Raw genomic sequence first — 24,236 nt, forward strand, 5'->3', positions numbered from 1 at the left:
TTTAAGGCAGTACAGGATTATACATTTTTATAAACAAGTCATAAACGGGCTTCTGCTTATAACTAAATGCCATAGCTCTGGACTGAAAAACAATAACATGATTATTTATTCTGCAAAAATAGGGAGAGGTATTAAAATATATTCTATCACCATGTTTATGCATATATTCCATAGCATTTTGGGCATCTTTTTCATTAGAAAACTCCCATTGTTCAATAACTCCATCAGTTATCCAATCTCTTGCATTTTTATCCTTATAAAAATAGCCCCATATACTTTTAACTTCTTTAAAAATAGAAATTCCTTCGGAGGGTAAATTATCCGAAAACCTATTCAACATTGTGTTTTCATAAGTAATAGTATAAAAAGGTTTCCCAGCAAAAAGTTTCTTACTTTCTCTATTAAATTCCCTGTAGATTTGTTTCTTATTAATCCTCTCTTCGTCTGATACCCAACCATTTTTTTCTATAATAGCTGTAAACTCCTGTATTTGCTTAATTGGAGCATTAGATATATTTCTGCTATCAGAAAAACCAATCCTCAAAAATAATAATGATAAAAGAAGAATTAATTTAAACTTCATGCTACAGATGCATATTTGAAATATTAAGAAATAACCCCGCTACCTATTAACTCATCACCAATATACCAAGCAGCAAATTGCCCTTCGGTAATGGCGCTTTGTGGTTCTTCAAATTCAATATACATACCGTTATCAAATTTGTGAAGTGTAGCTTTTTTAAGTGCCTGACGGTAGCGTATACGAACCATCGCTTCCATAGTTTCGCCATCTTTTAGTTGCATATCCTCGCGTACCCAGTGTATTTCACTCTCCTGAATGTATAGTGCTTTTTTAAACAAGCCCGGGTGTGTACTGCCCTGCCCTGTGTATATAGCATTTGTCTCCACATCGGTAGCTATTATGAATAAAGGCTCTTTGGTTCCGCCTACATTAAGCCCTTTGCGCTGCCCTATGGTATAATAGTGTGCGCCCTGGTGCTTACCTACCGCTTTACCCATTTGTGGTGTATAGGCTTTAGTTTCTGCCTCGTAAGCCAGTTGTTCTTTTACAGATGCAAACTGAGGCGTTTCGGCATTATATAAAGCTGCATCGGTAGCTATTTCATAAATAGTACCTTCTTTTGGTTTTAATTGTTGCTGTAAAAATTCAGGTAGGCGTACTTTACCTATAAAACAAAGTCCCTGCGAGTCTTTTTTCTCTGCTGTAACCAGTTCCATTTTGGCTGCGATTTCACGTACTTGTGGCTTGGTTAATTCGCCTATCGGGAATAATGCTTTACTTAATTGCTCCTGCGATAATTGGCAAAGAAAATACGACTGGTCTTTATTAGTATCTACACCTGCTAATAGCCGATATATTTTCTTACCGTCTTCTTCTATAGTACCTTTACGGCAATAGTGACCGGTAGCAACATAATCAGCCCCAAGGCTAAGTGCTATTTTCATAAAAACATCAAACTTAATTTCGCGGTTGCATAATACATCCGGATTAGGTGTTCTGCCTTTCTCGTATTCGTTGAACATATAATCAACTATACGTTCTTTATATTCTTCACTAAGATCAACTGTTTGAAAAGGAATACCCAGTTTTTCGGCTACTAAAAGTGCATCATTACTATCTTCCAGCCAAGGACATTCATCGGATATGGTAACAGAATCGTCGTGCCAGTTTTTCATAAACAGCCCTATAACTTCGTATCCCTGCTCTTTTAGCAGGTATGCTGCCACACTGGAATCTACCCCTCCTGATAATCCTACTACTACACGTTTCATTACTCTGTAATTGTATTAAAAAATAAATGCAAAGGTAGGCAAAATTAGCCACGTAATTTGTTTTAGCCTCTTTGGCGTACAATCTCCACTCTTCTGTCTTCGTCGGTTTCTTTTTTAACTACTTTGCCTTTTTCATAATACATCCAAATACCGCTTTTCACGTTATCAGTGTAATTACCTTTACTTACTATTTCTCCTTGCGAATCTCTGTAAGTGGCAGGACCGTGCATTTTTCCTTCTTTATATACCAGTTCCTGAAGTACTATGCCTTCTTCTGTATATTTTTTATAAATACCGTGTTTTACACCGTTTTGATATTGTGCTTCTTCTGCAATAGCGCCTTCTGGGAAAAACACTTTTCTAACTCCTGTTAGTTTTCCATTTTTATAATGCTCTAAAGACATTATTGCTTCTTTACCGGGGTGGTAAAACTTCCATTCTCCTTCACGCAGCCTGTTTACCTCTTTCCCTTCGCTTAGTTTTTTCCCGTCAGCATCATAAAATATAGTGTACGATACGCCATCGCCTTTGGTAAAATCACGGGTTGCTATTACAACTGATTCTTTATCGTTATTAAAAAACTTAAAAACACCTTTTTCATTACCATGCTCAAAAGTACCTTGATAGCGAGGGTTTCCGCTGTTTTCATACGTACCTTTCCATACCCCATGGCGTTTACCGTTATCATCATATTGGTTTACTCCGCCCTGAGCGAAAAGATTTATACAAGTAAGTAATACAGTAATTATTAAAAACTTCTTTTTCATACTACTAATAAAGCTATTTTTTTATTAACCTGAAAACGTAACTGTTATTGTGTTTGCAAAATATATACCTTAAGTAAAAAAGCACTCCGTAGAGTGCTCTTTTATTTATTTATTTTTTTTTTGTTGCCTTTCCTGTTGTTCCTGAGCCTGCTCCATCATTTCCTGCATTTTCTTTTGGAACTTGTTTTGCTTCTTAGGCTTTTCTTTATTTTGCTGTACCATAGCGTGTACTTTTTCCTCTTTTACTATGTAGTTTTTAATAACAAACATAATACCTATAGTAATAAGGTTAGAGATGAAGTAGTACAAACTAAGTCCTGATGCGTAGTTGTTGAAGAATATAAGCATCATTAATGGTGAAATGTATATCATCACCTTCATAATCTTGCTCATATCCGGCATACCTTCCTGTTGTGGTTGCGCCATACTCTGGTCTCCTGTAGTCATTTTCATATAGAAGAATATTGCTACCGATGCCAGTATTGGGAATATACTCACGTGGTTACCATAAAACGGTATATAGAATGGTAAGTGAATAATAGAGTCATACGATGATAAATCGGTTGCCCAAAGGAAACTTTTTTGTCTTAAATCAAAATACGACGGGAAGAACTGGAATAAAGCATAGAACACCGGAATTTGCATTAATGCAGGTAAACATCCTGCCATAGGGCTTACTCCTGCTTTGTTATACAGCTTCATAGTTTCCTGCTGCTTCTTCATCGGGTCTTTTTTATACTTCTCGTTAAGCTCATTTATTTCAGGTCGTATAACCTTCATTTTAGCTTGCGATAAGTATGACTTATATGTTACCGGAGACATTACAAGTCTTACCAATATTGTAAACAATATAATAGCAATACCGTAAGGTAAGAAACTGCTTAATGCACCAAATAGCGGTATGAATATAAAACGGTTTATCCAACCGAATATACCCCAACCCAATGGCATTATTTCATCAAGGTTTCGGTCGTAGTTATATAGTATTTCATAGTCTGAAGGACCATAATACCAGTTCATGTTATAACTAAGTTCTCCACCTTTAAATTCTAATGGTACTTTAGCGGTAAAGTTTTTAGTGAATACGGTATCTATTTCTTCATCTTTTACTAAGTTTTCCGATGTTAAATCTGCCGTTTTAAATGGAGTATCGGTTAACAATATAGATGCAAAGAAATGCTGCTTGTAAGCTATATAAGTAACATCTTCCGCTTTTTCTGCTTCAGTGCTGCCCTGCCCTAAATCGTCATCCTTACCATCTTCATACTCATACACCATATCAGTATACCTGTTTTCGTAGGTAACACTTTTCTCGTTACGGTATGCTTTTAATTGCCATTCTAAATCCATTGGTTTAGAAGTATTCACAACTTTTGAAAGCCCCTGAGTACGAATAGAGAAATCAAGCATATAGTCTTTAGGCTTAAGTACGTAACGGTACTCCAGGTACTGTTGTGCACCTGCCTTTAAACGCATAGTTAATACTTGATTTTCACCTTCTTTAGTAAATTCCGGTTCAAAGTAAAGATCTCTTGTGTTTAATATACGGTTATCCTTAGTCTGGAATTGTAAGTTAAAATCAGCATTATTATCTTTAATAAGTTCTACTCTTTGGTTTGAACCTTTACGGAACTGCTCAAAGTTTTTAAGTGTAGCTGATGATATATAACCTCCTTTATTAGCTATTTTTAAGTCCAATAATTCGTTTTCCAGCTCAGTCACACCTCCCTTAGCAGATGGTAATGATGCACTGTATGCAAAAGCACCCAGAGAGCTTTTTAAATTCTCTGCATTTACTGAATCACTCACTGTAGAATCTACCTCAGTAAGTGATGTAGTACCTTCTTCAGGTATTGTTTCGTCAGTAATTTTGTCAATATGCTCTTGTTTGTCTTTTTCGCTATTTTTGGATTCTTCCTGCTCTGTTTGGTTGTATATCATCCATATCAGGATTAGCGCTATAAGACCAAAACCAACTAACGACTTAACATCTAACTTTTTTTCTTCCATTTATACTTAAATTGTTACTATAAATATAGCCGTTATAAAAACTAAGCTTGCTTTGCTTTAGCTTTGTTAGCAACGGCTGCTTTTACTAAATGTACGAAAAGCGGGTGCGGATTAGCTACCGTACTCTTATACTCAGGGTGATATTGTACCCCTATAAAGAATGGGTGCTCCGGAAGTTCTACAACTTCTACTAAACCGGTATCAGGGTTTATACCTGATGCTTTTAAACCTGCTTCTTCTAATGCTTCTTTATACTCACTGTTAAACTCATAACGGTGACGGTGTCTTTCTTCTATTTCTGATACACCATATATTTTTGATGCTAATGAACCTTCTTCAAGCGAACATTTCCACGAACCTAAACGCATAGTTCCTCCTTTATCAGTAATGTTCTTTTGAGCTTCCATAATGTTAATTACAGGATTATTTGTGCTCGCATTCATTTCTGTAGAATTGGCGTCTTTAAGGTTCAGTACATTTCTGGCATACTCTATAACTGCCATTTGCATTCCTAAACATATACCTAAAAATGGTATGTTGTTTTCTCTTGCATAACGTACTGTATCTATTTTCCCTTCTATACCTCTTTCTCCAAAGCCAGGTGCTACTAATATACCGTCAAGACCTTTAAGTCTTTTCTCCATATTATCACTGTCTACATGCTCTGAGTGTATGCTTATTACATTTACATTCGTTTCGTTTGCCGAACCTGCATGTATAAATGCTTCCAGTATAGACTTGTATGAATCCTGTAACTCTACATATTTACCTACTAAACCAATATTAATGGTATGTTTAGGATTTTTCAGTCTGTAAAGGAACTCATTCCAATGTTTTAAATCCGGGGTGTTTTTCTCCGGTAAATCAAGCTTTTTAAGTGCAACCTTATCCAGCCCTTCCTCTAACATTAAGTTAGGTACATCATATATTGTAGAAGCATCTATTGATTGTATAACTGCTTCTTGTTTTACGTTACAGAATAAAGCAAGTTTCTGTCTAAGGTCAGATGAAAGCTCATGCTCTGTACGGCACACTAATATATCAGCTTTTATACCGCTTTCCATTAATGTTTTTACCGAGTGTTGTGTTGGCTTTGTTTTTAACTCTCCCGCTGCTGCAAGGAAAGGCACTAATGTTAAATGAATAACAATACCATTATTTTCTCCCAGTTCCCAAAGTAACTGTCTTACTGATTCTATATAAGGTAAAGACTCAATATCACCAACGGTACCACCTATCTCTGTAATAACAATATCATAATCACCAGAGTGACCTAACAATTGCATACGTTCTTTTATCTCGTTGGTAATGTGTGGTACTACCTGTACTGTTTTACCTAAAAACTCTCCTCTACGCTCTTTTTCTATAACCGAAAGATATACTCTACCGGTAGTTACATTATTAGCCTGAGAAGTATTTACATTTAAAAAACGTTCATAATGACCAAGGTCAAGGTCTGTTTCCGCACCATCATCTGTTACATAACATTCCCCGTGTTCATAAGGGTTTAATGTACCCGGATCTACATTTATGTAAGGGTCAAATTTTTGTATTGTTGTCCTGTAACCCCTTGCTTGTAATAGTTTTGCCAAAGAGGCAGCAATGATTCCCTTCCCTAAAGAAGAAGTCACACCTCCTGTAACAAAAATATATTTAGTCTGATTCATTATATTGTTGTTGTGTAGTTTTGTTGTAGTCGTAAAAAACGAGGCAAAAATAATCAAATTAATTTGATAATGGCGTGTAAATTGGTGATTAGTAAAACCGAAAAGATTAGTTTTACTATTGGTCGCTAAATCAAACAGTTTACGGTTTAGGGTAGGCTTTCTTTATATTCCTTATCATTCCCTCCAAACCATTCAGTTTTAATTCGTACACCATTTGCATTTGTTGCCCCAGTTTTCCTTTAGGAAACCCTTTGTTTTTATACCACACAATATAATGCTCGGGAATATCAATTAAGTAGTAATCTTTATACTTACCAAAAGGCATTTTGGCATGTGCTAACTGTATTAGCTGTTCTTTTTGTTCTTCTGCAAGGTCTTTTGCCAAAATAAATAGTTACCAGTTAAAAGTAATATCCTTTTTAATGTCAGGATGAAGGCTAAGGTATACCGGGCAGGTTAAAGCAGCTCTTTCCAGTATAGTTTTAGTTTTATCATCTGTATCAGCCTTCATGGCAAAAGTAATTTCTATAGCTGCTATTTTACGAGGGTTAGATTGCATTACTTTAGTAACCTCAGCTACAGAACCCTCTATAGCTACTTCCATATCTCTGGCTTTTATTCCCATAATAGTAAGCATACAACTGGCTAAAGCATTAGCAACAGTATCAGTAGGAGAAAAAGCCTCTCCTTTACCATTATTATCTACAGGTGCATCAGAAATTATTTCATTTCCTGACTGCAAGTGTACAGATGATGTTCTTAAATCACCAAGGTATGTTACTTTAGATGTCATTATTCTTCCTCTTCTTTTGGAGTTATAAACGGAAATGCCTCCTCTATAATATTTTCATCTACTTCTTCTACAGGTTTTGCAGCTACAGGAATAGTAATTTCTTTTACTGTCATTCCTTCGTCATAATGCAATAAATATACACCCGTATTGTAGCGACCTCCATTTTCTTTTTTATATGCAAACTTGTTTTTAACCTGCTCTGTAGCTACGCTGTCCAGCATTGTGTTTAAAGGTTGCTGCTGGAACATGCGTAATATCACATCAAAAGTTACATCAAACCCCCTTGTAGCAAACTGGTTAGGACTGTATCCGTTTCGTGCTCTGAAAGCTTTTGCGAAAAGTGTATCCTTTACTGTTTTACTATCATTTGTTACTGAAGCATACATCATTTTAAGTGCTATTAACCTTTCAATAGGTAACTCTGCATTCTCCATCATATCAGTATTCTCGGGCACAACAAGCTGTACAGAATAATCTGTTATGGCATTTTCCAGTGTTTTAGTTATACTTATTGCCGTTTCTATACGCTCAGTTTCCAGTATTATATAGTTTTTACTGCCTTTTACTAATAAACTTCTTAATGCTGACTCTGTAACTTTGCCATCTGCATCCAGCCCTACTATTTTAATTGACGGATAATTATGCTTTATATATTGCCTTGAACTCAATTTTTTAGCATCTACTACTGCCAACACATTGGCTTTTTGAGTAACCAAATAGTTAAACAGTATTTTTTTAGAATACTCTGAAGATGGCACTGACTGAAGTAAATTAGCATACTGTGAACCATGCTCCTTTGAAAATGGTGATATTACAGGAACACCAGGTAAAATTGAAGCTGTAGTTTCTACATTTGCAGGAAAAAATGGTCCTACAACTGCATCAGCAGTCATTAATTTACTTCTTAAAGAAGAAACTGCCGACGAGTTTTTTGATTCTTTAGAATCATAAATTTTCACACGAAGCGGTAAGCCTAAAACTTTAGCTGAGTCTATAGCCATTAATGCTCCCGAATAAAAATCAAGTGTTATATTTAAAAATCTGTCTTTGCGTATTAGTTGACTTCTTACAGTATCCTGCACCATCCTTTCTGTATTAAAAGGAAGTAAAAGCACTAATTCTTTAGATTCTGCTTTATGTAACGATTTGGTTAAATCAGTAAATGGTCTTGCTGATACAGGACTTGCAAAACCACTATTTTGATTAGGATTTGCTCCTAACCCTGCCTTTGGCAGTTTTAATTTCATTCCCTCTTTAAGCTCCTCTTTAGCCTCAGGGTTTAAAGCAATTATTTCTTCTTCAGTAAGTCCCGTTTTTTTACCTAAATTATAAAAGGTTTCTTTTGCTCTTACTACATATACCATATAGTTAGGGTCTTGCTTAGGGGTTACAACTGTTATATCAGTAATAGGCTGATTGCTTACTACATCTCTGTTTACCAGTTTTAAGTTATAGCCAATAGGTAAAACATCTTTAACTTCCGGATTTAACTCTTCCAGCAACTGCAATGTCATATCATACTCTTTCGCAATAGAGTATTTTGTCTCTCCCTGCATTACTGTATGGTACACATAAGCATCTCTGTTAGGCTTTCCTTCTATCTTTTCTGCTTTTTTTACCTGAACATCAGCAGCATTTGTAGTATTCTGTATTGGTATAACTACCCCCTGACCTATTTGTAAATCATCCAGAGAAATATCAGGATTAGCTTTTTTTAAAGCATCAACAGTTACATTATATTTTTTAGAAAGGCTGTAAAACGTTTCTCCTTCCTGTAAATTATGTACAGTATTTACAACTTTAGAAGGACTTTGTTTTACAGGTGCCGTTGTAGTTTCTGTAGTGGTCTTTACTCCGTTAACAGATGGTATAAGTAAAACCATATCAGGAGTTAAACCGTTTTTAGCATCAGGGTTAAGCCTGAATATATCATAAGGAGTTATTTTATACTCCCTTGCTATACTGCTAATGGTTTCTCCTTTAGCAACTTTATGTTTTTTATAGGTTTGAGAAAAAGCAAATGCACAGTTAAATAGTGCAAAAAGTAAAAACAGCCTTAATTTCATTATTAGTATTTAAAAAGTTTAAGCCGTTACAAAGGTAACTTTTGTAACGGCTTAAATATAAATTTTATTTTAAAATTATGATATTTACTAATTATATAGGACTACCTGTTGTCTTTGCCGGGCAGTATACTAATTTTTTGTCCTGTTTGTAAACCATGTTTCAGTTTACGTTTGTTATAGGCTTCTATAGCTTCAACAGTAGTGTTATATTGCCTTGCCAGCCCATGTAAAGTTTCACCCTGCTTAACATTATGAATTACTACACCCTTTACAGTTTCGGGCGTTGGTCCCGCAGGAATAGTTACTTCCTGCCCTATTTGTAAACCATTTTTAAACTTCCCGGGGTTTGCGACTTCAATAGCTCTTACAGTTGTGTTGTATTTTCTGGCAAGCCCTGTTAAGGTTTCAGCAGGCTCTACAGTGTGTGTAAAAGTGAAAACCCCGTTATTGGGCAAATCTGTTTCAGCAGGCGATAATACTACCGGAGTTACCTCTTCATTTCCATTATTGTACTGTACAATTTCTTCTTCTACTTCTACTATTTCTATTTCCGCTTCTGCTTCTTCAGCCTCGTCTTCTATTTGAACCTTTTTTGTTTCGACTTTTGTCTCAACAGTCTTTTTAAGAGGAACAGCTATTGTTTTTACTTCCATAGATTCAGAAGGTCTTTCAGTCTCTGTTTGAACTATGGTTTCTTCTGTAACATCAGAGTCTTCTTCTATTCTCTCCTGAATATCCGAAGCTGACAGTTTATGCACATTATCTTTTGTTACTTTTTGAGCTTTTGCTGCAAGTTTTGGTTTATGAACAATAAGTGCCTTATCCACAGGTATTTTTAAAAGCATGCCGGGACCAATACCTTCTACCGCATCGGGGTTTATCTCATAAATATCCGACGGTCGTACTAAATACTTTTTAGCTATCAGTACAATAGTTTCGCCTAATGCTACTTTGTGAATAATAATTTTCTCGCTGGCTTCTTTTACCACACCACCATTTGGTTGCGTTTGCGCAGCAGCATTATAGGACAATAACCCTAAAAATACTAACGCAAGCATGTTCTTTCTCATTGTGATAATATTTATTTATGGCACTTGTAAATGTATTAAACGTATTAAGACTCAACAACACTTACAAATAATTAAACATTCAATACATTATTAAGTTTTTTTTAACACATAACTGCAAACTTAATCTAAAATGTAGAAAAAGATTACAAGTATTGGTTATTTATTTAAAAAACTAACAACACTTATCAACAAATTTTTATGTGGTAAAGGTGGGATAATAGGCAGGATAATCTTCTTATTCCCATTCTATGGTTGCAGGGGGTTTAGAGCTAATATCATAAACTACCCTGTTTACACCTTTTACTTTATTGATGATTTGATTAGAAACTTTCATTAAAAACTCATAAGGAAGGTGAACCCAGTCGGCAGTCATACCGTCTGTAGATTCTACTGCTCTTAAAGCAACAACTTTCTCATAAGTTCTTTCGTCTCCCATTACTCCCACGCTGTTAACGGGTAGTAATATAGCTCCGGCCTGCCAAACTTTGTCATACAGTCCGTTTGCCTTTAAACCTTCAATAAATATAGCGTCAACCTCTTGTAGTATGCTCACTTTTTCAGGAGTTATATCTCCTAATATTCTTATCGCCAATCCGGGCCCCGGGAACGGATGTCTCCCTAACAACTCAGGGTCTATACCCAAAGTAGCCCCAACTCGGCGCACTTCATCCTTAAATAGCATACGTAAAGGCTCTACCACTTGTAATTTCATAAAATCTGGCAGCCCCCCCACGTTATGGTGCGATTTTATAGTTGCTGATGGTCCTTTTACGGATATTGACTCGATTACATCAGGATATATAGTTCCCTGCGCCAGCCATTTAACATCGGTTAGTTTATGAGCTTCATCATCAAAAACTTCAATAAATACTCTACCTATGGCTTTACGCTTCTTCTCAGGGTCATCAACTCCTGCTAAAGCAGTAAGAAAACGGTCAGATGCATCTACACCCTTCACGTTTAACCCCATATCTTTATACTGGTGTAATACGCTTTCGAATTCGTTTTTACGTAACAATCCGTTATTAACAAATATACAATAAAGATTCTTACCTATAGCTTTATTTAAAAGCACAGCTGCTACAGTGGAGTCTACCCCTCCTGACAGCCCTAAAACTACCTTATCGTCCTTTAGCTTTTCTTTTAGCTCTGCTACTATATCATCAACAAAATTAGCAGCGGTAAAGTTTTGCGGTACTTCCGCTATTTTAACTAAAAAGTTTTCCAGTATTAATTTCCCATCTGTAGAGTGATAAACTTCCGGATGAAACTGTATAGCATAAGTATCTTCTCCGTCTAAACGGTATGCAGCATTCTCTACATCATTAGTACTTGCAAGTCTTACACCATTTTCCGGTAATTGCTTAATCGTATCACTATGACTCATCCATACCTGGCTACCTGTTTGTACGCCTTGTAAAAAAAGTTCCTCTTCTTTTATATAAGACAGGTTAGCACGCCCATATTCGCGTATATTACTAGGTGCTACTTCCCCACCGTTAAAGTGAGCAAGGTATTGTGCACCGTAACAAACAGCCAGCATTGGCAGTTTACCCCTTATTCCCGAAAGATCAGGATGTGGTGCATCTTCTGCTCTAACAGAGAAAGGACTCCCCGAAAGGATTACAGCTTTATAGGATGATAAGTCTTGTGGTGGATTGTTATAAGGGAAAATTTCGCAAAATATGTTTAGTTCACGAACCCTTCTCGCAATTAGTTGTGTGTATTGCGAGCCGAAATCTAAAATCAGTACGTTGTGTTGCATGTGCAAAAATAGCTATAAAATCGAAAAATGAAAATGGATTATTATTTTTTTGGAGGTATATCTAAAAAAGAACTGTTTGAACTACTTACCTATAAAATTGATAAACAAAAAATAATAACTGGTTTTTGTTTATCTTTAAACATCTAATATTCAAATTATATGAAAAATATACTACTCTTTTTTGTTTTGCTTTTTACTGTTTCAGGATATGCACAAACCGAAAATTATACTCCGCCCGATTATGACCTGATTGAAAAAAACAGTACAGACAAAAACTCTGAATTAAATTTTGAGTTACTTTTTGAACGTTATAAAAATGCCGACAGCACTATGACGATAGAAGATAAAAGGCATTTATATTATGGTTACTCTTTTAGTCATAATTATTCGCCATACGGCTCCGGCTCAACTGAAGTGAGACAAAAACTAAACAAAATATTACAAAAGCAAGAAGCTGACAAAGAGGATTTAAAAAAAATAATTGAATATACTGATGAGCTGCTTAGTGATTTCCCTTTTAGTATAAAACTGAAAGATATAAGGATATATTGTTTTAGAGAGTTAGGCATGATTGAAGAGGCTAGAAAAGAAAACTTTCAAACAAATGCAATTATAGATGCTATGCTGAGTACAGGTAACGGAGTAGAAAAAGAAACCTCCATTTACGTTATTAATGTAACTAATGAGTATGAATTGATAAGTATATTCGGCTTTTCATTTGGTGGTGAACAAAGTTTAATAGAAGGACGTTACGATTACCTTGCTATTGAAGAAAACCCGTATGAAATAGAAGGCTTATATTTTGATGTTTCACGCAGTCTTAACGCTTTAAAATTTTAATCAATTATGAAATATACCTGTGAAATTACAATAAACAAACCCATTGAAGAAGTTGTTACGCTATTTACCAATCCTGATAATATGGAGTTATGGATGGAAGGTTTACAAAGTTTTAAACACCTTAGCGGAGAGCCCGGTAAAGAAGGAGCTAAAACAGAACTGCACTTTAAAATGGGGAAACGGGAAATTACTATGATAGAAACCATAATTAAAAATAATTTACCCGATGAAATGGTTACAACCTATGAGGCTAAAGGTGTACATAATAAGATTAACACTAAGTTTCAGTATATTGACGGTAACTCAACAAAATATATTTCTGAGAACTACTTTGAATTTAAAGGTTTTTTTATGAAAATAATGGGAGCACTAATGCCCGGGGCTTTTAAAAAACAAAGCATGAAATACTTGCAGGACTTTAAAACATTTGCCGAAAAACAATAACCACTCTGTTTTAATACACTAATAGGCTGCATATAGCGTTTTGCTTGTGCAGCCTTTGTTTTATATATCTATTCTATAAAAAGAAAAAAGGTGTAAATTCGCGTAATGATGACGACTCAAGATATATTGGAGATTAAAGAATTACTTGATACTCCTAAAAAAATAACAATAACAATGCACCGTAATCCTGACGGAGATGCCATGGGTTCTTCTTTAGGATTATATCATTTTTTAAAACAAAAAGGGCACGAAGTAACAGTAATAAGTCCTAATGAATATCCTGAATTTTTAGCCTGGCTACCGGAAGCCGAAAAGGTTGTGGTTTTTGAACGAGAATATGATAAAGCTACACCTATAATAAAAGAGGCTGATATAATTTTTACACTGGACTTTAATGCTTTCCACCGTACAGGGAACAGTATGCAACCGGTACTTGAAGAGGCAGACACTACCTATATAATGATAGACCATCATCAAAAACCTGATGATTATGCTAACTATATGTTTTCGGATCCTTCTTATGGTTCTACCTGCGAAATGATATATCATTTTATAAATGCATTAGGTGATAAATCGTTAATTAATGCTACTATAGGTACATGCCTGTATACAGGTATTGTTACTGATTCGGGTTCGTTCCGCTTTCCTTCCACTACAGGGACTACACACCGTATAGTTGCTGAGTTTATAGAGCTTGGTGTAGATAACAGTAAAATACACACACTGCTGCACGATAATAATTCTTATAGCAGAATTCAGGTTTTGGCAAGAGCTTTGCATAATATGAAAGTGCTGCCTGAAAACAAAACGTCGTACACCTCGTTAAGCCAGGACGAATTAAACGAACTGGGGTATAACAAAGGTGATACAGAAGGAGTTGTTAACTATGGGTTAAGCATGAAAGGAATTGTTTTTACTGCTTTCTTTAAAGAAAATAAAGATGAAGGCATTATAAAAATTTCTTTCCGCTCTAAAGGTGATTTTGATGTAAACCAGTATGCACGTACTTATTTTAACGGCGGAGGACATATAAATGCTGCCGGAGGTAAATCAACTGAATCACTGGAAGCTACAATAGAAAAATTTATTGCTACATTAGCAGAAGTTAATATTTAATAATAAGAGAATGATTAGAAAGGTTTTTATTACCATACTCTCTATTGCAGGAATCATGATAACAGGTTGCTCTAACCAGCAACAAGCCCGCAAACCTATTTCACGTACTTCGGGTTCCGAATTTATTGATGCCTCTGTAGAGCGTAACAGAAAACTGATTGCAGAAGAGGAAGCGCAAATAGACTCTATTATAAAAAGCAATCCGCATATAAAGTATATTGCCTCCAGCAAAGGATATTGGTATCACTATGAAATTGAAAACGTTCAGGATAGTATTACCCCGAAAAGAGGTGATGTTGCTTTTTTTGACTACGAAGTAAAAGACCTTGACGGTAACTTTATTTATACTACAGATGAAACCAAGCCACAAATATATTATGTAGACAAGCAAAATATTATGCTGGGACTACGCAGTGGTATTAAGCTAATGAATAAAGGCGAAAAAGTTAGCTTTTTATTCCCCAGTAATATGGGGTATGGCTACCATGGCGATAACAAAAAAATAGGTATAAACCAGCCTTTGGTATGTACCGTAACTTTAAATGATATAAAACCCGAAAACGAAGTACAAAATAATTATTAAAATTAAATGAAACCAATGACAAGTCTGTTTTTAAGTTTAGTTGCTATATTTTATTCTTGCAACAATACAACTACTACCTATAACGATAATCCTATAGATACAACAAAACTGGAGGACGGATTATATGCTAAAATAGAAACCAATAAAGGTGATATATTACTAAAACTGGAACACGAAAAAACACCTCTTACCGTTGCTAACTTTGTTAGCCTTGCAGAAGGCGAAAATGAAATGGTAGACGAAAAATATAAAGGTAAACCTTTTTATAACGGACTTAAATTTCACCGTGTTATTAAGAACTTTATGATACAAACCGGAGATCCTAAAGGAGATGGTTCAGGAGGGCCGGGATATAAATTTCCTGATGAAATTACAGATTTAAAGCATGATAAAGCAGGTATACTATCTATGGCAAATGCAGGACCTGCAACAAACGGTAGTCAGTTTTTTATTACTCACAACGCTACACCTCATTTAGATGGAAAACATACTGTTTTTGGGCATGTAGTTGAAGGACAGGAAGTGGTAAACAAAATTGAGCAGGGCGACACAATGAAAAAAATTGAGATAATACGTAAAGGTCGTGATGCTAAGAAATTTAAAGCCGGAAAAGTATTTAAAAACAAACTTGAAGACCTTATAAAAGAGCAAAAAGAAAAAGAAGCAGCTCTTGAAAAAGTAAAGGCAGATAAAGCTGCTTACTTTAAAGAAATGAAAGCAAAGGGTACTACTACTAACTCAGGCTTAACATATGTTATTACAGAAAAAGGTAGCGGAGAAAAACCGGGTATAGGTGTAACAGTTGATATAGAATACTCAGGATATCTAGATAACGGTTTCCTTTTTGACTCCAGCATAACAGATGTTGCTAAGGAATTCGGTAACTACATTCCACAAAAAGATCAGGCAGGTTTTTACAAGCCAATACCATTTATAATTGGCTCTAAAAAAGGAATGATACCGGGCTTTATAGAAGGTATAGAACAAATGAGCATAGGTGATAAAGCTATTATATTTATTCCTTCGCACTTGGGTTATGGTGAAAGAGGTAACCCTAGAGGTAAAATACCCGGAAATGCTGATTTAATTTTTGAACTTGAAATGAAAGAAGCTGCAACGGCAGGAAACTAAATAATAAAAAAAGCGGATACTAAGATGTATCCGCTTTTTCTTTTTTATAATAGAACAAAGTAAACCTTTATTCCTTAAATTTCCATTCAAATTCGTCTTCGTCGCTTATAATAGCGCCTATTTCCACACGGGTTACTTCGCCAAACTCTACGGCTAACGTTAACCAGTTATCTTCATTAAAGTAATTTTCAAAAGAATCAAAATCTTCTTTTTCAAAACCTTTAACCCCATTTTTCTCTAAAAGCTGCTTTACATCTTCCCACTCTTCATCAATAATATTCGATGAAAACAGTTCCAGCTCCGGATGTGATGATGCCATATAACTTAGCCTATAATCTTCTTCCTCATAAAAGGTAAGCATGATTTTTCTGTCGTTATACAAATAAACAACATTATCTTCGTCGTCTTTATACTGTTTGTCGGGAGTACCGCATTGCTTTTCAACATCTTTTTGTTTCATCCCGAAACGCAATCCGTCTATCCCTTCTCTAAGATTTACTTCCATAATAAAAACTATTTTTTTCGCTCAAAAGCAAAAATACATTTTTTTAGAAACCTGCCATGAGAATTAAAGATTAATCAAAAATTATAGTAAAATTTAAAAGTAATATAACTTAAACCTGCTCAATAACGGCTTTTGGAGCTGATTTTATTTTAGCACCTTGCTTTACTAAAATATCCGACCCTTCTGCCAAATAAACTGATACTGGTTTTGCATCTTTCAGGAAAGCAAAACTATCACCATATACTTTAGCATAATCCACATTAACCTCATAGCTCTTTACAGGATATATTTGCCAGCGTGGGTGTGCCACTTCATACTCCGAAGTAACCGAATCACTTACTTGGGTGTAACCCCAAAAATGCTCCGTAATAAATTCTTCTTCACTGTTTAAATCAATATCAACAGACGTTTTATCTGTTATTACTTTTACAGTATTCCACTCACCTTTTTTCCAGCCGTACTCTACCGTTAAGTTTTCTCCACACTCTACCCACGCATGTTTAGTAGGCATGGTTTCGTAATTTTCATTATACAGTAGGTTTGCCACCATAGTAAGCGCAGGGCGTGGTACTATTTCCTTAATAAACACCACTCCCCTTTTATAGTTTTCATCAGTACCGTAGCGCACATAAAACCGTAAATTGATTTCCTCAAAATTGATATGATACGGCACACGAACCCCAATGACTTTAGTATTTACAAACATAAAACCAACCAGGCTTACATAGCAGGTGCCATTCCAAGTATCCAGTTCTGTATGTTTGGGCAAGTATGGTTTTAATACTTCCGGATCAACTGCATAATTAACCATTACCAACTTGCGCCATTCGGCATCTAAAAAGGTTCTTTTTTTAGAGATATTATTCTGTGCCATGATTTATATAGATATAAAAAAATCCGCTACAAAAGCGGATTTAAATATTAATATTCAAAAGTACCATATTCACTTTCTATAGTCAGTTTTTTGTTGTCTGCTGCTTCTACTCTTCCTACTACGCGGGCATCAATATTAAACGATTTTGATATCATTATAATATCCTGAGCTATCTTTTCAGGCACATACAGCTCCATACGGTGACCGCAGTTAAATACCTGATACATTTCTTTCCAGTCAGTACCGCTTTGTTCCTGTATTAGTTTAAACAATGGCGGAACAGGGAAAAGATTATCTTTTATAACGTGGACATTATCTACAAAGTGAAGCACTTTAGTTTGCGCACCACCACTACAATGTACCATACCGTGAACATCAGCAGATGTATATTTTTCTAATATCTTTTTAATAACCGGTGCATAGGTACGTGTTGGTGAAAGTACCAGTTTACCGGCATCAAGCGGACTATTCGCTACTTCATCAGTTAATTTTACACCACCTGAATACACTAACTCTTCCGGTACTGAGGCGTCAAAACTCTCAGGGTATTTCTCTGCAAGGTATTTACTGAATACATCGTGACGTGCCGAAGTAAGCCCGTTACTACCCATACCACCATTATATTCTTTCTCGTATGTTGCCTGCCCGAAAGACCCTAACCCTACAATTACATCGCCAGCCTTTATGTTCGCATTATCAACTACGTCGCTGCGCTTCATGCGTGCTGTAACAGTAGAATCGACAATTATAGTACGTACCAAATCACCCACATCGGCAGTTTCCCCACCTGTAGCGTATATGGTTACACCAAAGTCTTTAAGTTCTTGTATTAACTCTTCTGTACCATTAATAATAGCCGAAATTACTTCGCCCGGAACAAGATTTTTGTTTCTACCAATGGTAGAGGATAGCATAATATTATCGGTAGCGCCTACACAAAGCAGGTCGTCTATATTCATAATAAGCGCATCTTGTGCTATACCTTTCCATACCGATATATCGCCTGTTTCTTTCCAGTACATATATGCCAGCGATGATTTTGTACCTGCACCATCAGCGTGCATAATAAGGCAATATTCATCATCATTGGTTAAGTAATCAGGTACTATTTTACAGAATGCTTTAGGGAACAATCCTTTATCAATATTCTTAATCGCATTGTGTACATCTTCCTTAGAGGCAGAAACTCCTCTTTGGCTATAGCGTTTACTGGTATCAGAACTCATGTAGTTATGTTTGTTGTGTTGTAAAGCGCAAAGATAATGTTAATGCCCTAATGTAACAATTTTATAATGTAGCAATTATTAACGAGTGTTTTAATAAGAGAATTTTGTTAAATTTACATTCATTTTTTTCAACTAAAAATACTACATGAGAGGGTTTATATCTAAATTAATTGACAGAAATTTACAACGTAAAAGGGAATCAGGAATTACTACTTATGCTTTATATTCTATCTTTTTTATTTTACTATACAATCTCTTAGAGAGATTACAAACCATATCTAAAATAGAATTTAATAATAATAGTTTATTCTTTTGCTACATATTTAACTTCTTGACTGCATGCATATTCATATGTGCAGTATTCATTAGTTTTAACACAAAAAATGTATACACTAGGATAATAAAAAAAACTTCTGTCGACAAAAACCCTTTTACCAGCCTTTCCATTATAATATTAATGGGACTGCCTATTTACTTTACTAGTATAACAGTATATAACTTTTATATATCAAATGTAGATTTAGAAATACATTTATGGATATTCCTGTTAATAAATTTATTTGGAACTTGTGTATTTTTGAGTTTTTCTATTGAATATCTTTTCATGAAAGATAAAATAGATATAAATGAAACTAGCAAGGATAAAAATACATTTACAAATTATATGATGGTCATAATTGCTGGATATATTATAGTTGAGTCATTAACCAAAATTATAAGTTATAAAATCACTTATAAATATGATTTATTTATTATTTGTTCAACAATATACTTTTGCTTAATAATTCTAGATAAAATTATAGAGCTTAATAAGAAAGATATATATACAGTTAATTTAGAAAACCTTGAATATGAGATATATGTAAAAGATTTACAGGATGATAAAATTCGAGAAATTCTTCAACAAAACTACATGGGATATTTATTAAATGATTGGATCAATTATATAGATGATACAATTAAAGAAGAGCTTTCAAAATTCAAAAAAGAATTTGAAAGACTAAAAAAAAGAAAGGAAAATTTAGACCTTACTATTGATAAGCAAAAATATCCTTTAGAATATGACGGAAGAATTAAAATCCTAAATGAAGAATTTGAGATATTAAGAGACAAAACAAGTCCTTTTTTCAAAACATTGCTAAAAGATGTAAAGGGTGCACTTAAAAACTCAAACAGTTTAGATAATATGGAAAAAAAAGATTTAGGAAACTTGCATAATAAACTAATTGAAACTATTAGATATATTCATTATTTTAAAATCTAAATATATCATATTTCTTCTTTGTTATTATCAAGATTACTTTGTCGTACCTCCTCATAATGACGGTGCTTGGCAATTGGTAGATTGCTACATTAAAAGCATTGATAAATTAAATTAATAAGGATTCTCAATAACCAACACCTCTACCCTGCGGTTAGCAGCACGTTCTTCTTCGTTATTTTCGGGTAATGGGTATATAGGGTCGGTAGTACCAAGCCCTTCAAAAGAGGTACGTTCTTTTTCAATACCGTTTTGGCGTAAAAACATTGCTACGGCTTTAGCACGCTCGTACGACAGTTTACGTGGGTCGCCTTCTATACAGCAAATATGCCCAAGCAGTTTTATTTTCATGTTGGGGTTTGCCTTCATAATCTGTAAAAGCTCATACAATTTCGGACGGGATTCCGGCACTATAGCAAATGTATTCAGGCGGAAGTTTAAATTTTTTAACTGTAATTTTTCTCCCGGCTTGGCATTACTTACTTCCTGCATAAATTCCACATCAAGCGGAATTTCATGCCTACCACCTCTTGGGTCGGTTACATATATTTTATCAGGAAATACAATTTGCGGTTTTACTTTTTCTACAGGTTTAGGGGTTTCTTTTATACCTAATATTTCATTCTCTTTGTCTAAATCTTTTTCTTGTAAGTAAAATAAAGTAACCCTACGGTTTTTAGCTTTTATCGACTCCATATCGTGCTGCTCGCCAAAACTGTGTGTTTTAAAATCGTCTCGCGTTTTTACTTTATTCTTTACAGCATTATATATATAATTTACCCTTTGTTGCGCCAAAGTATCGTTATAGCCGGATGTTCCGTCTTCATCGGTATAACCGTTTATAGCCAATATTTTAGATGTTTTGTTTTGTTGCATCCAGTTATTGAGCCTCTCGGTTTGGGTTTGGTTTAACTTGTATTTATCCGTATCAAAATATACCGAAAATTGCTCCTGTGCTATAGTAATAGCGGGAATCAACATAATTATATATATAAATAGCTTTTTCATAAAAACCGTGAATTATTTGTCTGTAATTTGTATTTCTACCCTGCGGTTGGCAACTCTTTCTTCTTCGTTTTTTTCAGGCAAAGGATAAATAGGTCTGCTACTGCCAAAACTCTGGTAAGTAAGTCTTTCTTTATCTATACCGCTGCTTATTAAAAACTGGTAGATAGCTACAGCTCGTTTTAATGAAATATCATTTTTTTCTTTCTTTTGGCAACATATATGCCCCTGTATATCTATTTTTAAGGTAGGATTGTCCTGTAGTAGCTTTAATAACTGCTGTAAAACCGGTATTGAAGACTGTAACAATAAATCAGAGTTATTATGAAAGTTTAAGTTTGGTATTCTTAGTATTTCCCCTTTTTTGGCATCTTTTACTGCCTGTACAAATTCTGATATTTTATTCTCATAGAATATAGTTACTTTTCTGTTTTCTGCTTCATTTGCTGCCAAATCAAAATCTTCGCCAAATGCTTTTACTTCAATGCTGTCAGTCACTGTTATTTTATTAGCCTGCAAAATAGCTTTTACAGTATCTGCCCGCCTTTGCGAAAGGTCTATATTATAGCTGTTAGTAGCTTTAGCATCTGCATAGCCATATATTTTAAGTACTTCAGCATTTTTGTTTTCCTTTATCCATTCGTTTAATTTTTGTCGTGATGCTTCATTAGGAGTGTCAACATCATTTTCAAAATATAAACTCAGTGTTTTCTGTGCATTGGCAGTTCCTAAAGTAAGGGTAAACAGTACAAGCAGCAGCTTTTTCATGTATCTTTTTATTTAAGTATATTTTCAAATCTACAAATTTTAGTCCAAAAAAAGCCCGCTACATGAGTAGCGGGCTTAAAATAAGAATGGTTACTATATATTATCTTGTAAATAATAATTCTCTGTACTTAGTAAGTGTCCAAAGTTCATCATCTACTAAAAGTTCTAATTTATCGCAGTGTTCTCTTATTACATCAAAATAAGGCTTCACTTGGTCACAATATGCAGCAGCCATATCTTCTGCACTTTCCAGCTTGTTTGCTTTTTTGCGCTCTTCAGTCATTTCTGCAACCTTGGAGTTAATAGCAGCAATATGTCCTGAAATTTCTTTAATTATAGCTATTTGCTCGCCCGCATGGTTTTCAAAATCTTTACCAAATATTTCTTTTAATCCTTTTACGTTTTCTATAAGAATATTTTGGTAACGTATAGCTGTTGGTACTACGTGGTTTCTTGCTATATCGCTAAGTACTCTTCCTTCAATCTGAATTTTCTTAGTGTATTCTTCAAGCTCAATTTCGTAACGCGCTTCCATTTCTACATGGTTCATTACGTTTAGTTCTTGGAATAATGCAAGAGATTTTTCCGAAACTTTTGCTTTAAGTGCCTTCGGAGTAGTTTTGTTGTTACTTAAACCACGTTTTGCAGCTTCCTGCTCCCATTCTTCACTATACCCATCACCTTCAAAAAGAATATTCTTACTTTCTTTTATGTACTCTCTTAGTATATTAAAGATAGCATCATCTTTCTTCATTCCTTTATCAGCGATAAGTGCATCAACTTCTTTCTTAAAGTCTTTTAATTGTTTTGCAACAATAGTGTTAAGAATAGTCATTGCGTTAGCACAGTTTGCTGTAGAACCTACTGCTCTAAACTCAAACTTGTTACCTGTAAATGCAAACGGAGAAGTTCTGTTTCTATCTGTATTATCAAGTAATACATCAGGAATTTTACCAACTACGTTAAGCTTAAGTGATGTTTTTTCTTGTGGAGAAAGTTTACCTGAAGATACTCCTTCAAGTTCTTCTAATACTTTTGTTAACTGCTCCCCAATAAATACTGATATAATTGCAGGTGGTGCTTCGTTAGCTCCAAGTCTGTGATCGTTTGATGCAGATGCAATAGCAGCTCTTAAAAGTTCTTCATTTTGATATACTGCTTTAATTGTATTTATAAAGAAAGTAAGGAACTGTAAGTTACTCATTGGGGTTTTCCCCGGAGATAAAAGGTTTATACCTGTGTTAGTAGATAATGACCAGTTGTTGTGCTTACCTGAACCATTTACTCCTTTAAATGGTTTTTCGTGCATTAGCACCCTAAAGTTATGGCGCTCTGCTACCTTACCCATTACATCCATAAGTAATGAGTTGTGGTCTACCGCAAGGTTAGCTTCTTCGAATATAGGAGCTAACTCAAACTGATTTGGTGCTACCTCGTTATGACGGGTTTTAACCGGTATACCTAAAAGCATACACTCATTTTCTAAATCCCTCATGTAATTAAGGGCTCTTGTTGGTATAGAACCAAAATAGTGGTCATCTAACTGCTGTCCTTTTGCTGAAGCATGCCCCAAAAGTGTACGTCCTGTAAGGGTAATATCAGGTCTTGAATTAGCAAGAGAAGAATCTATAAGGAAGTATTCCTGTTCCCATCCTAAAGTAGCAGCTACTTTTTTTACATTTTTATCAAAATAACGGCACACATCTGTTGCTGCATCATCTACTGCTGCAAGTGCTCTTAATAATGGTGTTTTGTAGTCTAGTGCTTCACCGGTATAAGAAACAAACACAGTAGGTATACATAGTGTAGTACCAAATATAAAGGCAGGAGATGTTGGATCCCAAGCTGTATAACCACGAGCCTCGAAAGTATTACGAATACCTCCGTTAGGGAAACTTGATGCATCAGGCTCTTGTTGTACTAATTGGCTTCCTCCGAATTTTTCAACAGGGTCAGCTCCTTCAAAAGATGTTTCAAAAAAGGCATCGTGCTTCTCTGCTGTAGCACCTGTTAACGGCTGAAACCAGTGTGTGTAGTGTGTAACACCTTTACTAAGTGCCCACTCTTTCATACCCATAGCAATATAATCAGCCAGCTTTCGCTCTATTTTTTTTCCATGCTGTACTGCGTTTTTTACAGCTTTGTAAGCCTCAGGCGTTAAAAATTGACGCATTGACTTGTCGTTAAACACGTTACTTCCAAAAATGATTGACTTTCTGTCAAGTTCTTTAACCTCTACCGCTTTTCTGTTAGTAGTTTCGCTTAAAGCCTTAAAACGTAATGTAGACATGAAATTATTTATTTAGTTTGTTAATAGCTTTTTAAAAACAGTGCAAATATACAAATTTTATATTCCAAAAATAAAAACCCCTAATTTTTAAGGGGTATTTTTATCATATATTGATATAAATAAAAAACAACCCCTTATTTAAATACCAAAAACATTACAAAACACAACTAATACCCCAATAGGGTTAAATTTATCTTAAAAGAGCTTTTATATATACTTATGAAGATAGAATTTTAGAATATTGATTTTCAAACTAATATA

At 34.8% G+C, this 24,236-nt stretch carries 22 protein-coding genes; 6 read left to right on the forward strand and 16 right to left on the reverse strand.

The window, feature by feature from the left end; translation table 11 throughout:
• Window position 1: 1 nt before the first annotated feature.
• The 10 genes from IEW45_RS06160 to guaA all read right to left on the reverse strand — a co-directional run bounded on the left by IEW45_RS06160 (window position 2) and on the right by guaA (window position 11,932).
• Window positions 2–583 (reverse strand): hypothetical protein, encoded by a 582-nt coding sequence (locus tag IEW45_RS06160; RefSeq protein ID WP_188620363.1) that lies wholly within the window; start codon window positions 581–583, stop codon window positions 2–4.
• Window positions 584–606: 23 nt separating this feature from the next.
• Entirely contained in the window at window positions 607–1,794 is a 1,188-nt protein-coding gene (gene mnmA, locus IEW45_RS06165) for a tRNA 2-thiouridine(34) synthase MnmA (protein WP_188620364.1), read from the reverse strand.
• A gap of 62 nt (window positions 1,795–1,856) precedes the next feature.
• The gene (locus tag IEW45_RS06170; protein WP_188620365.1) at window positions 1,857–2,561 is read right to left on the reverse strand and encodes a toxin-antitoxin system YwqK family antitoxin; all 705 of its coding nucleotides are present in this window, start codon (window positions 2,559–2,561) and stop codon (window positions 1,857–1,859) included.
• Between the two features lie 105 nt (window positions 2,562–2,666).
• Window positions 2,667–4,571: a membrane protein insertase YidC gene (gene yidC, locus IEW45_RS06175; protein ID WP_188620366.1), complete on the reverse strand. Its 1,905-nt coding sequence runs from the start codon at window positions 4,569–4,571 to the stop codon at window positions 2,667–2,669.
• 41 nt (window positions 4,572–4,612) lie between these two features.
• The gene (gene pyrG / locus IEW45_RS06180) at window positions 4,613–6,238 is read right to left on the reverse strand and encodes a CTP synthase (protein WP_188620367.1); all 1,626 of its coding nucleotides are present in this window, start codon (window positions 6,236–6,238) and stop codon (window positions 4,613–4,615) included.
• Between the two features lie 139 nt (window positions 6,239–6,377).
• Window positions 6,378–6,623, reverse strand: coding sequence for a DUF3820 family protein (locus IEW45_RS06185; RefSeq protein ID WP_262891428.1), 246 nt, complete (start codon window positions 6,621–6,623; stop codon window positions 6,378–6,380).
• Window positions 6,624–6,632: 9 nt separating this feature from the next.
• The gene (locus tag IEW45_RS06190; RefSeq protein WP_188620368.1) at window positions 6,633–7,031 is read right to left on the reverse strand and encodes an OsmC family protein; all 399 of its coding nucleotides are present in this window, start codon (window positions 7,029–7,031) and stop codon (window positions 6,633–6,635) included.
• On the reverse strand, window positions 7,031–9,097 hold the full coding sequence (locus IEW45_RS06195) for a LysM peptidoglycan-binding domain-containing protein (RefSeq protein ID WP_188620369.1): 2,067 nt from the start codon (window positions 9,095–9,097) through the stop codon (window positions 7,031–7,033). The genes IEW45_RS06190 and IEW45_RS06195 overlap by 1 nt, the downstream gene beginning before the upstream one ends.
• 101 nt (window positions 9,098–9,198) lie before the next feature.
• Window positions 9,199–10,167, reverse strand: a complete 969-nt coding sequence (locus tag IEW45_RS06200; RefSeq protein ID WP_188620370.1) for a LysM peptidoglycan-binding domain-containing protein — start codon at window positions 10,165–10,167, stop codon at window positions 9,199–9,201.
• 235 nt (window positions 10,168–10,402) lie between these two features.
• Window positions 10,403–11,932 (reverse strand): glutamine-hydrolyzing GMP synthase, encoded by a 1,530-nt coding sequence (gene guaA, locus IEW45_RS06205; RefSeq protein ID WP_188620371.1) that lies wholly within the window; start codon window positions 11,930–11,932, stop codon window positions 10,403–10,405.
• Window positions 11,933–12,091: 159 nt separating this feature from the next.
• Between guaA and IEW45_RS06210 the strand changes: the two genes are divergently transcribed.
• From IEW45_RS06210 to IEW45_RS06230, 5 genes are all read left to right on the forward strand, one after another.
• A complete protein-coding gene (locus IEW45_RS06210; protein ID WP_188620372.1) occupies window positions 12,092–12,772 on the forward strand; it encodes a DUF4919 domain-containing protein in 681 nt (226 codons plus the stop codon).
• Window positions 12,773–12,778: 6 nt separating this feature from the next.
• Window positions 12,779–13,216 (forward strand): SRPBCC family protein, encoded by a 438-nt coding sequence (locus IEW45_RS06215; RefSeq protein ID WP_188620373.1) that lies wholly within the window; start codon window positions 12,779–12,781, stop codon window positions 13,214–13,216.
• Between the two features lie 108 nt (window positions 13,217–13,324).
• The gene (locus tag IEW45_RS06220) at window positions 13,325–14,332 is read left to right on the forward strand and encodes a DHH family phosphoesterase (RefSeq protein ID WP_188620761.1); all 1,008 of its coding nucleotides are present in this window, start codon (window positions 13,325–13,327) and stop codon (window positions 14,330–14,332) included.
• A 10-nt stretch (window positions 14,333–14,342) separates the two neighbouring features.
• Window positions 14,343–14,915: a gliding motility-associated peptidyl-prolyl isomerase GldI gene (gene gldI / locus IEW45_RS06225; RefSeq protein ID WP_188620374.1), complete on the forward strand. Its 573-nt coding sequence runs from the start codon at window positions 14,343–14,345 to the stop codon at window positions 14,913–14,915.
• Between the two features lie 6 nt (window positions 14,916–14,921).
• The gene (locus tag IEW45_RS06230) at window positions 14,922–16,046 is read left to right on the forward strand and encodes a peptidylprolyl isomerase (RefSeq protein ID WP_229665911.1); all 1,125 of its coding nucleotides are present in this window, start codon (window positions 14,922–14,924) and stop codon (window positions 16,044–16,046) included.
• 67 nt (window positions 16,047–16,113) lie between these two features.
• Here IEW45_RS06230 and IEW45_RS06235 read toward each other — a convergent pair whose 3' ends face one another.
• The 3 genes from IEW45_RS06235 to IEW45_RS06245 form a co-directional block, all read right to left on the reverse strand.
• A complete protein-coding gene (locus IEW45_RS06235) occupies window positions 16,114–16,551 on the reverse strand; it encodes a hypothetical protein (protein WP_188620375.1) in 438 nt (145 codons plus the stop codon).
• 109 nt (window positions 16,552–16,660) lie between these two features.
• Window positions 16,661–17,425, reverse strand: a complete 765-nt coding sequence (locus IEW45_RS06240; RefSeq protein ID WP_188620376.1) for a YqjF family protein — start codon at window positions 17,423–17,425, stop codon at window positions 16,661–16,663.
• 47 nt (window positions 17,426–17,472) lie between these two features.
• Window positions 17,473–18,651 (reverse strand): AIR synthase related protein, encoded by a 1,179-nt coding sequence (locus tag IEW45_RS06245; RefSeq protein WP_188620377.1) that lies wholly within the window; start codon window positions 18,649–18,651, stop codon window positions 17,473–17,475.
• A 604-nt stretch (window positions 18,652–19,255) separates the two neighbouring features.
• On the opposite strand from IEW45_RS06245, the gene IEW45_RS06250 reads away from it, so the two are divergent.
• On the forward strand, window positions 19,256–19,915 hold the full coding sequence (locus IEW45_RS06250) for a hypothetical protein (protein ID WP_188620378.1): 660 nt from the start codon (window positions 19,256–19,258) through the stop codon (window positions 19,913–19,915).
• Window positions 19,916–20,026: 111 nt separating this feature from the next.
• Here IEW45_RS06250 and IEW45_RS06255 read toward each other — a convergent pair whose 3' ends face one another.
• From IEW45_RS06255 to IEW45_RS06265, 3 genes are all read right to left on the reverse strand, one after another.
• Window positions 20,027–20,920: an OmpA family protein gene (locus IEW45_RS06255; protein WP_188620379.1), complete on the reverse strand. Its 894-nt coding sequence runs from the start codon at window positions 20,918–20,920 to the stop codon at window positions 20,027–20,029.
• Window positions 20,921–20,932: 12 nt separating this feature from the next.
• The gene (locus IEW45_RS06260; protein ID WP_188620380.1) at window positions 20,933–21,685 is read right to left on the reverse strand and encodes an OmpA family protein; all 753 of its coding nucleotides are present in this window, start codon (window positions 21,683–21,685) and stop codon (window positions 20,933–20,935) included.
• 100 nt (window positions 21,686–21,785) lie between these two features.
• Window positions 21,786–23,975, reverse strand: coding sequence for a glutamine synthetase III family protein (locus IEW45_RS06265; protein WP_188620381.1), 2,190 nt, complete (start codon window positions 23,973–23,975; stop codon window positions 21,786–21,788).
• Window positions 23,976–24,236 lie beyond the last annotated feature (261 nt).

Origin of the sequence: Flavobacterium suaedae (genome assembly GCF_014642915.1) — a bacterium.
Classification (GTDB): domain Bacteria; phylum Bacteroidota; class Bacteroidia; order Flavobacteriales; family Flavobacteriaceae; genus Flavobacterium; species Flavobacterium suaedae.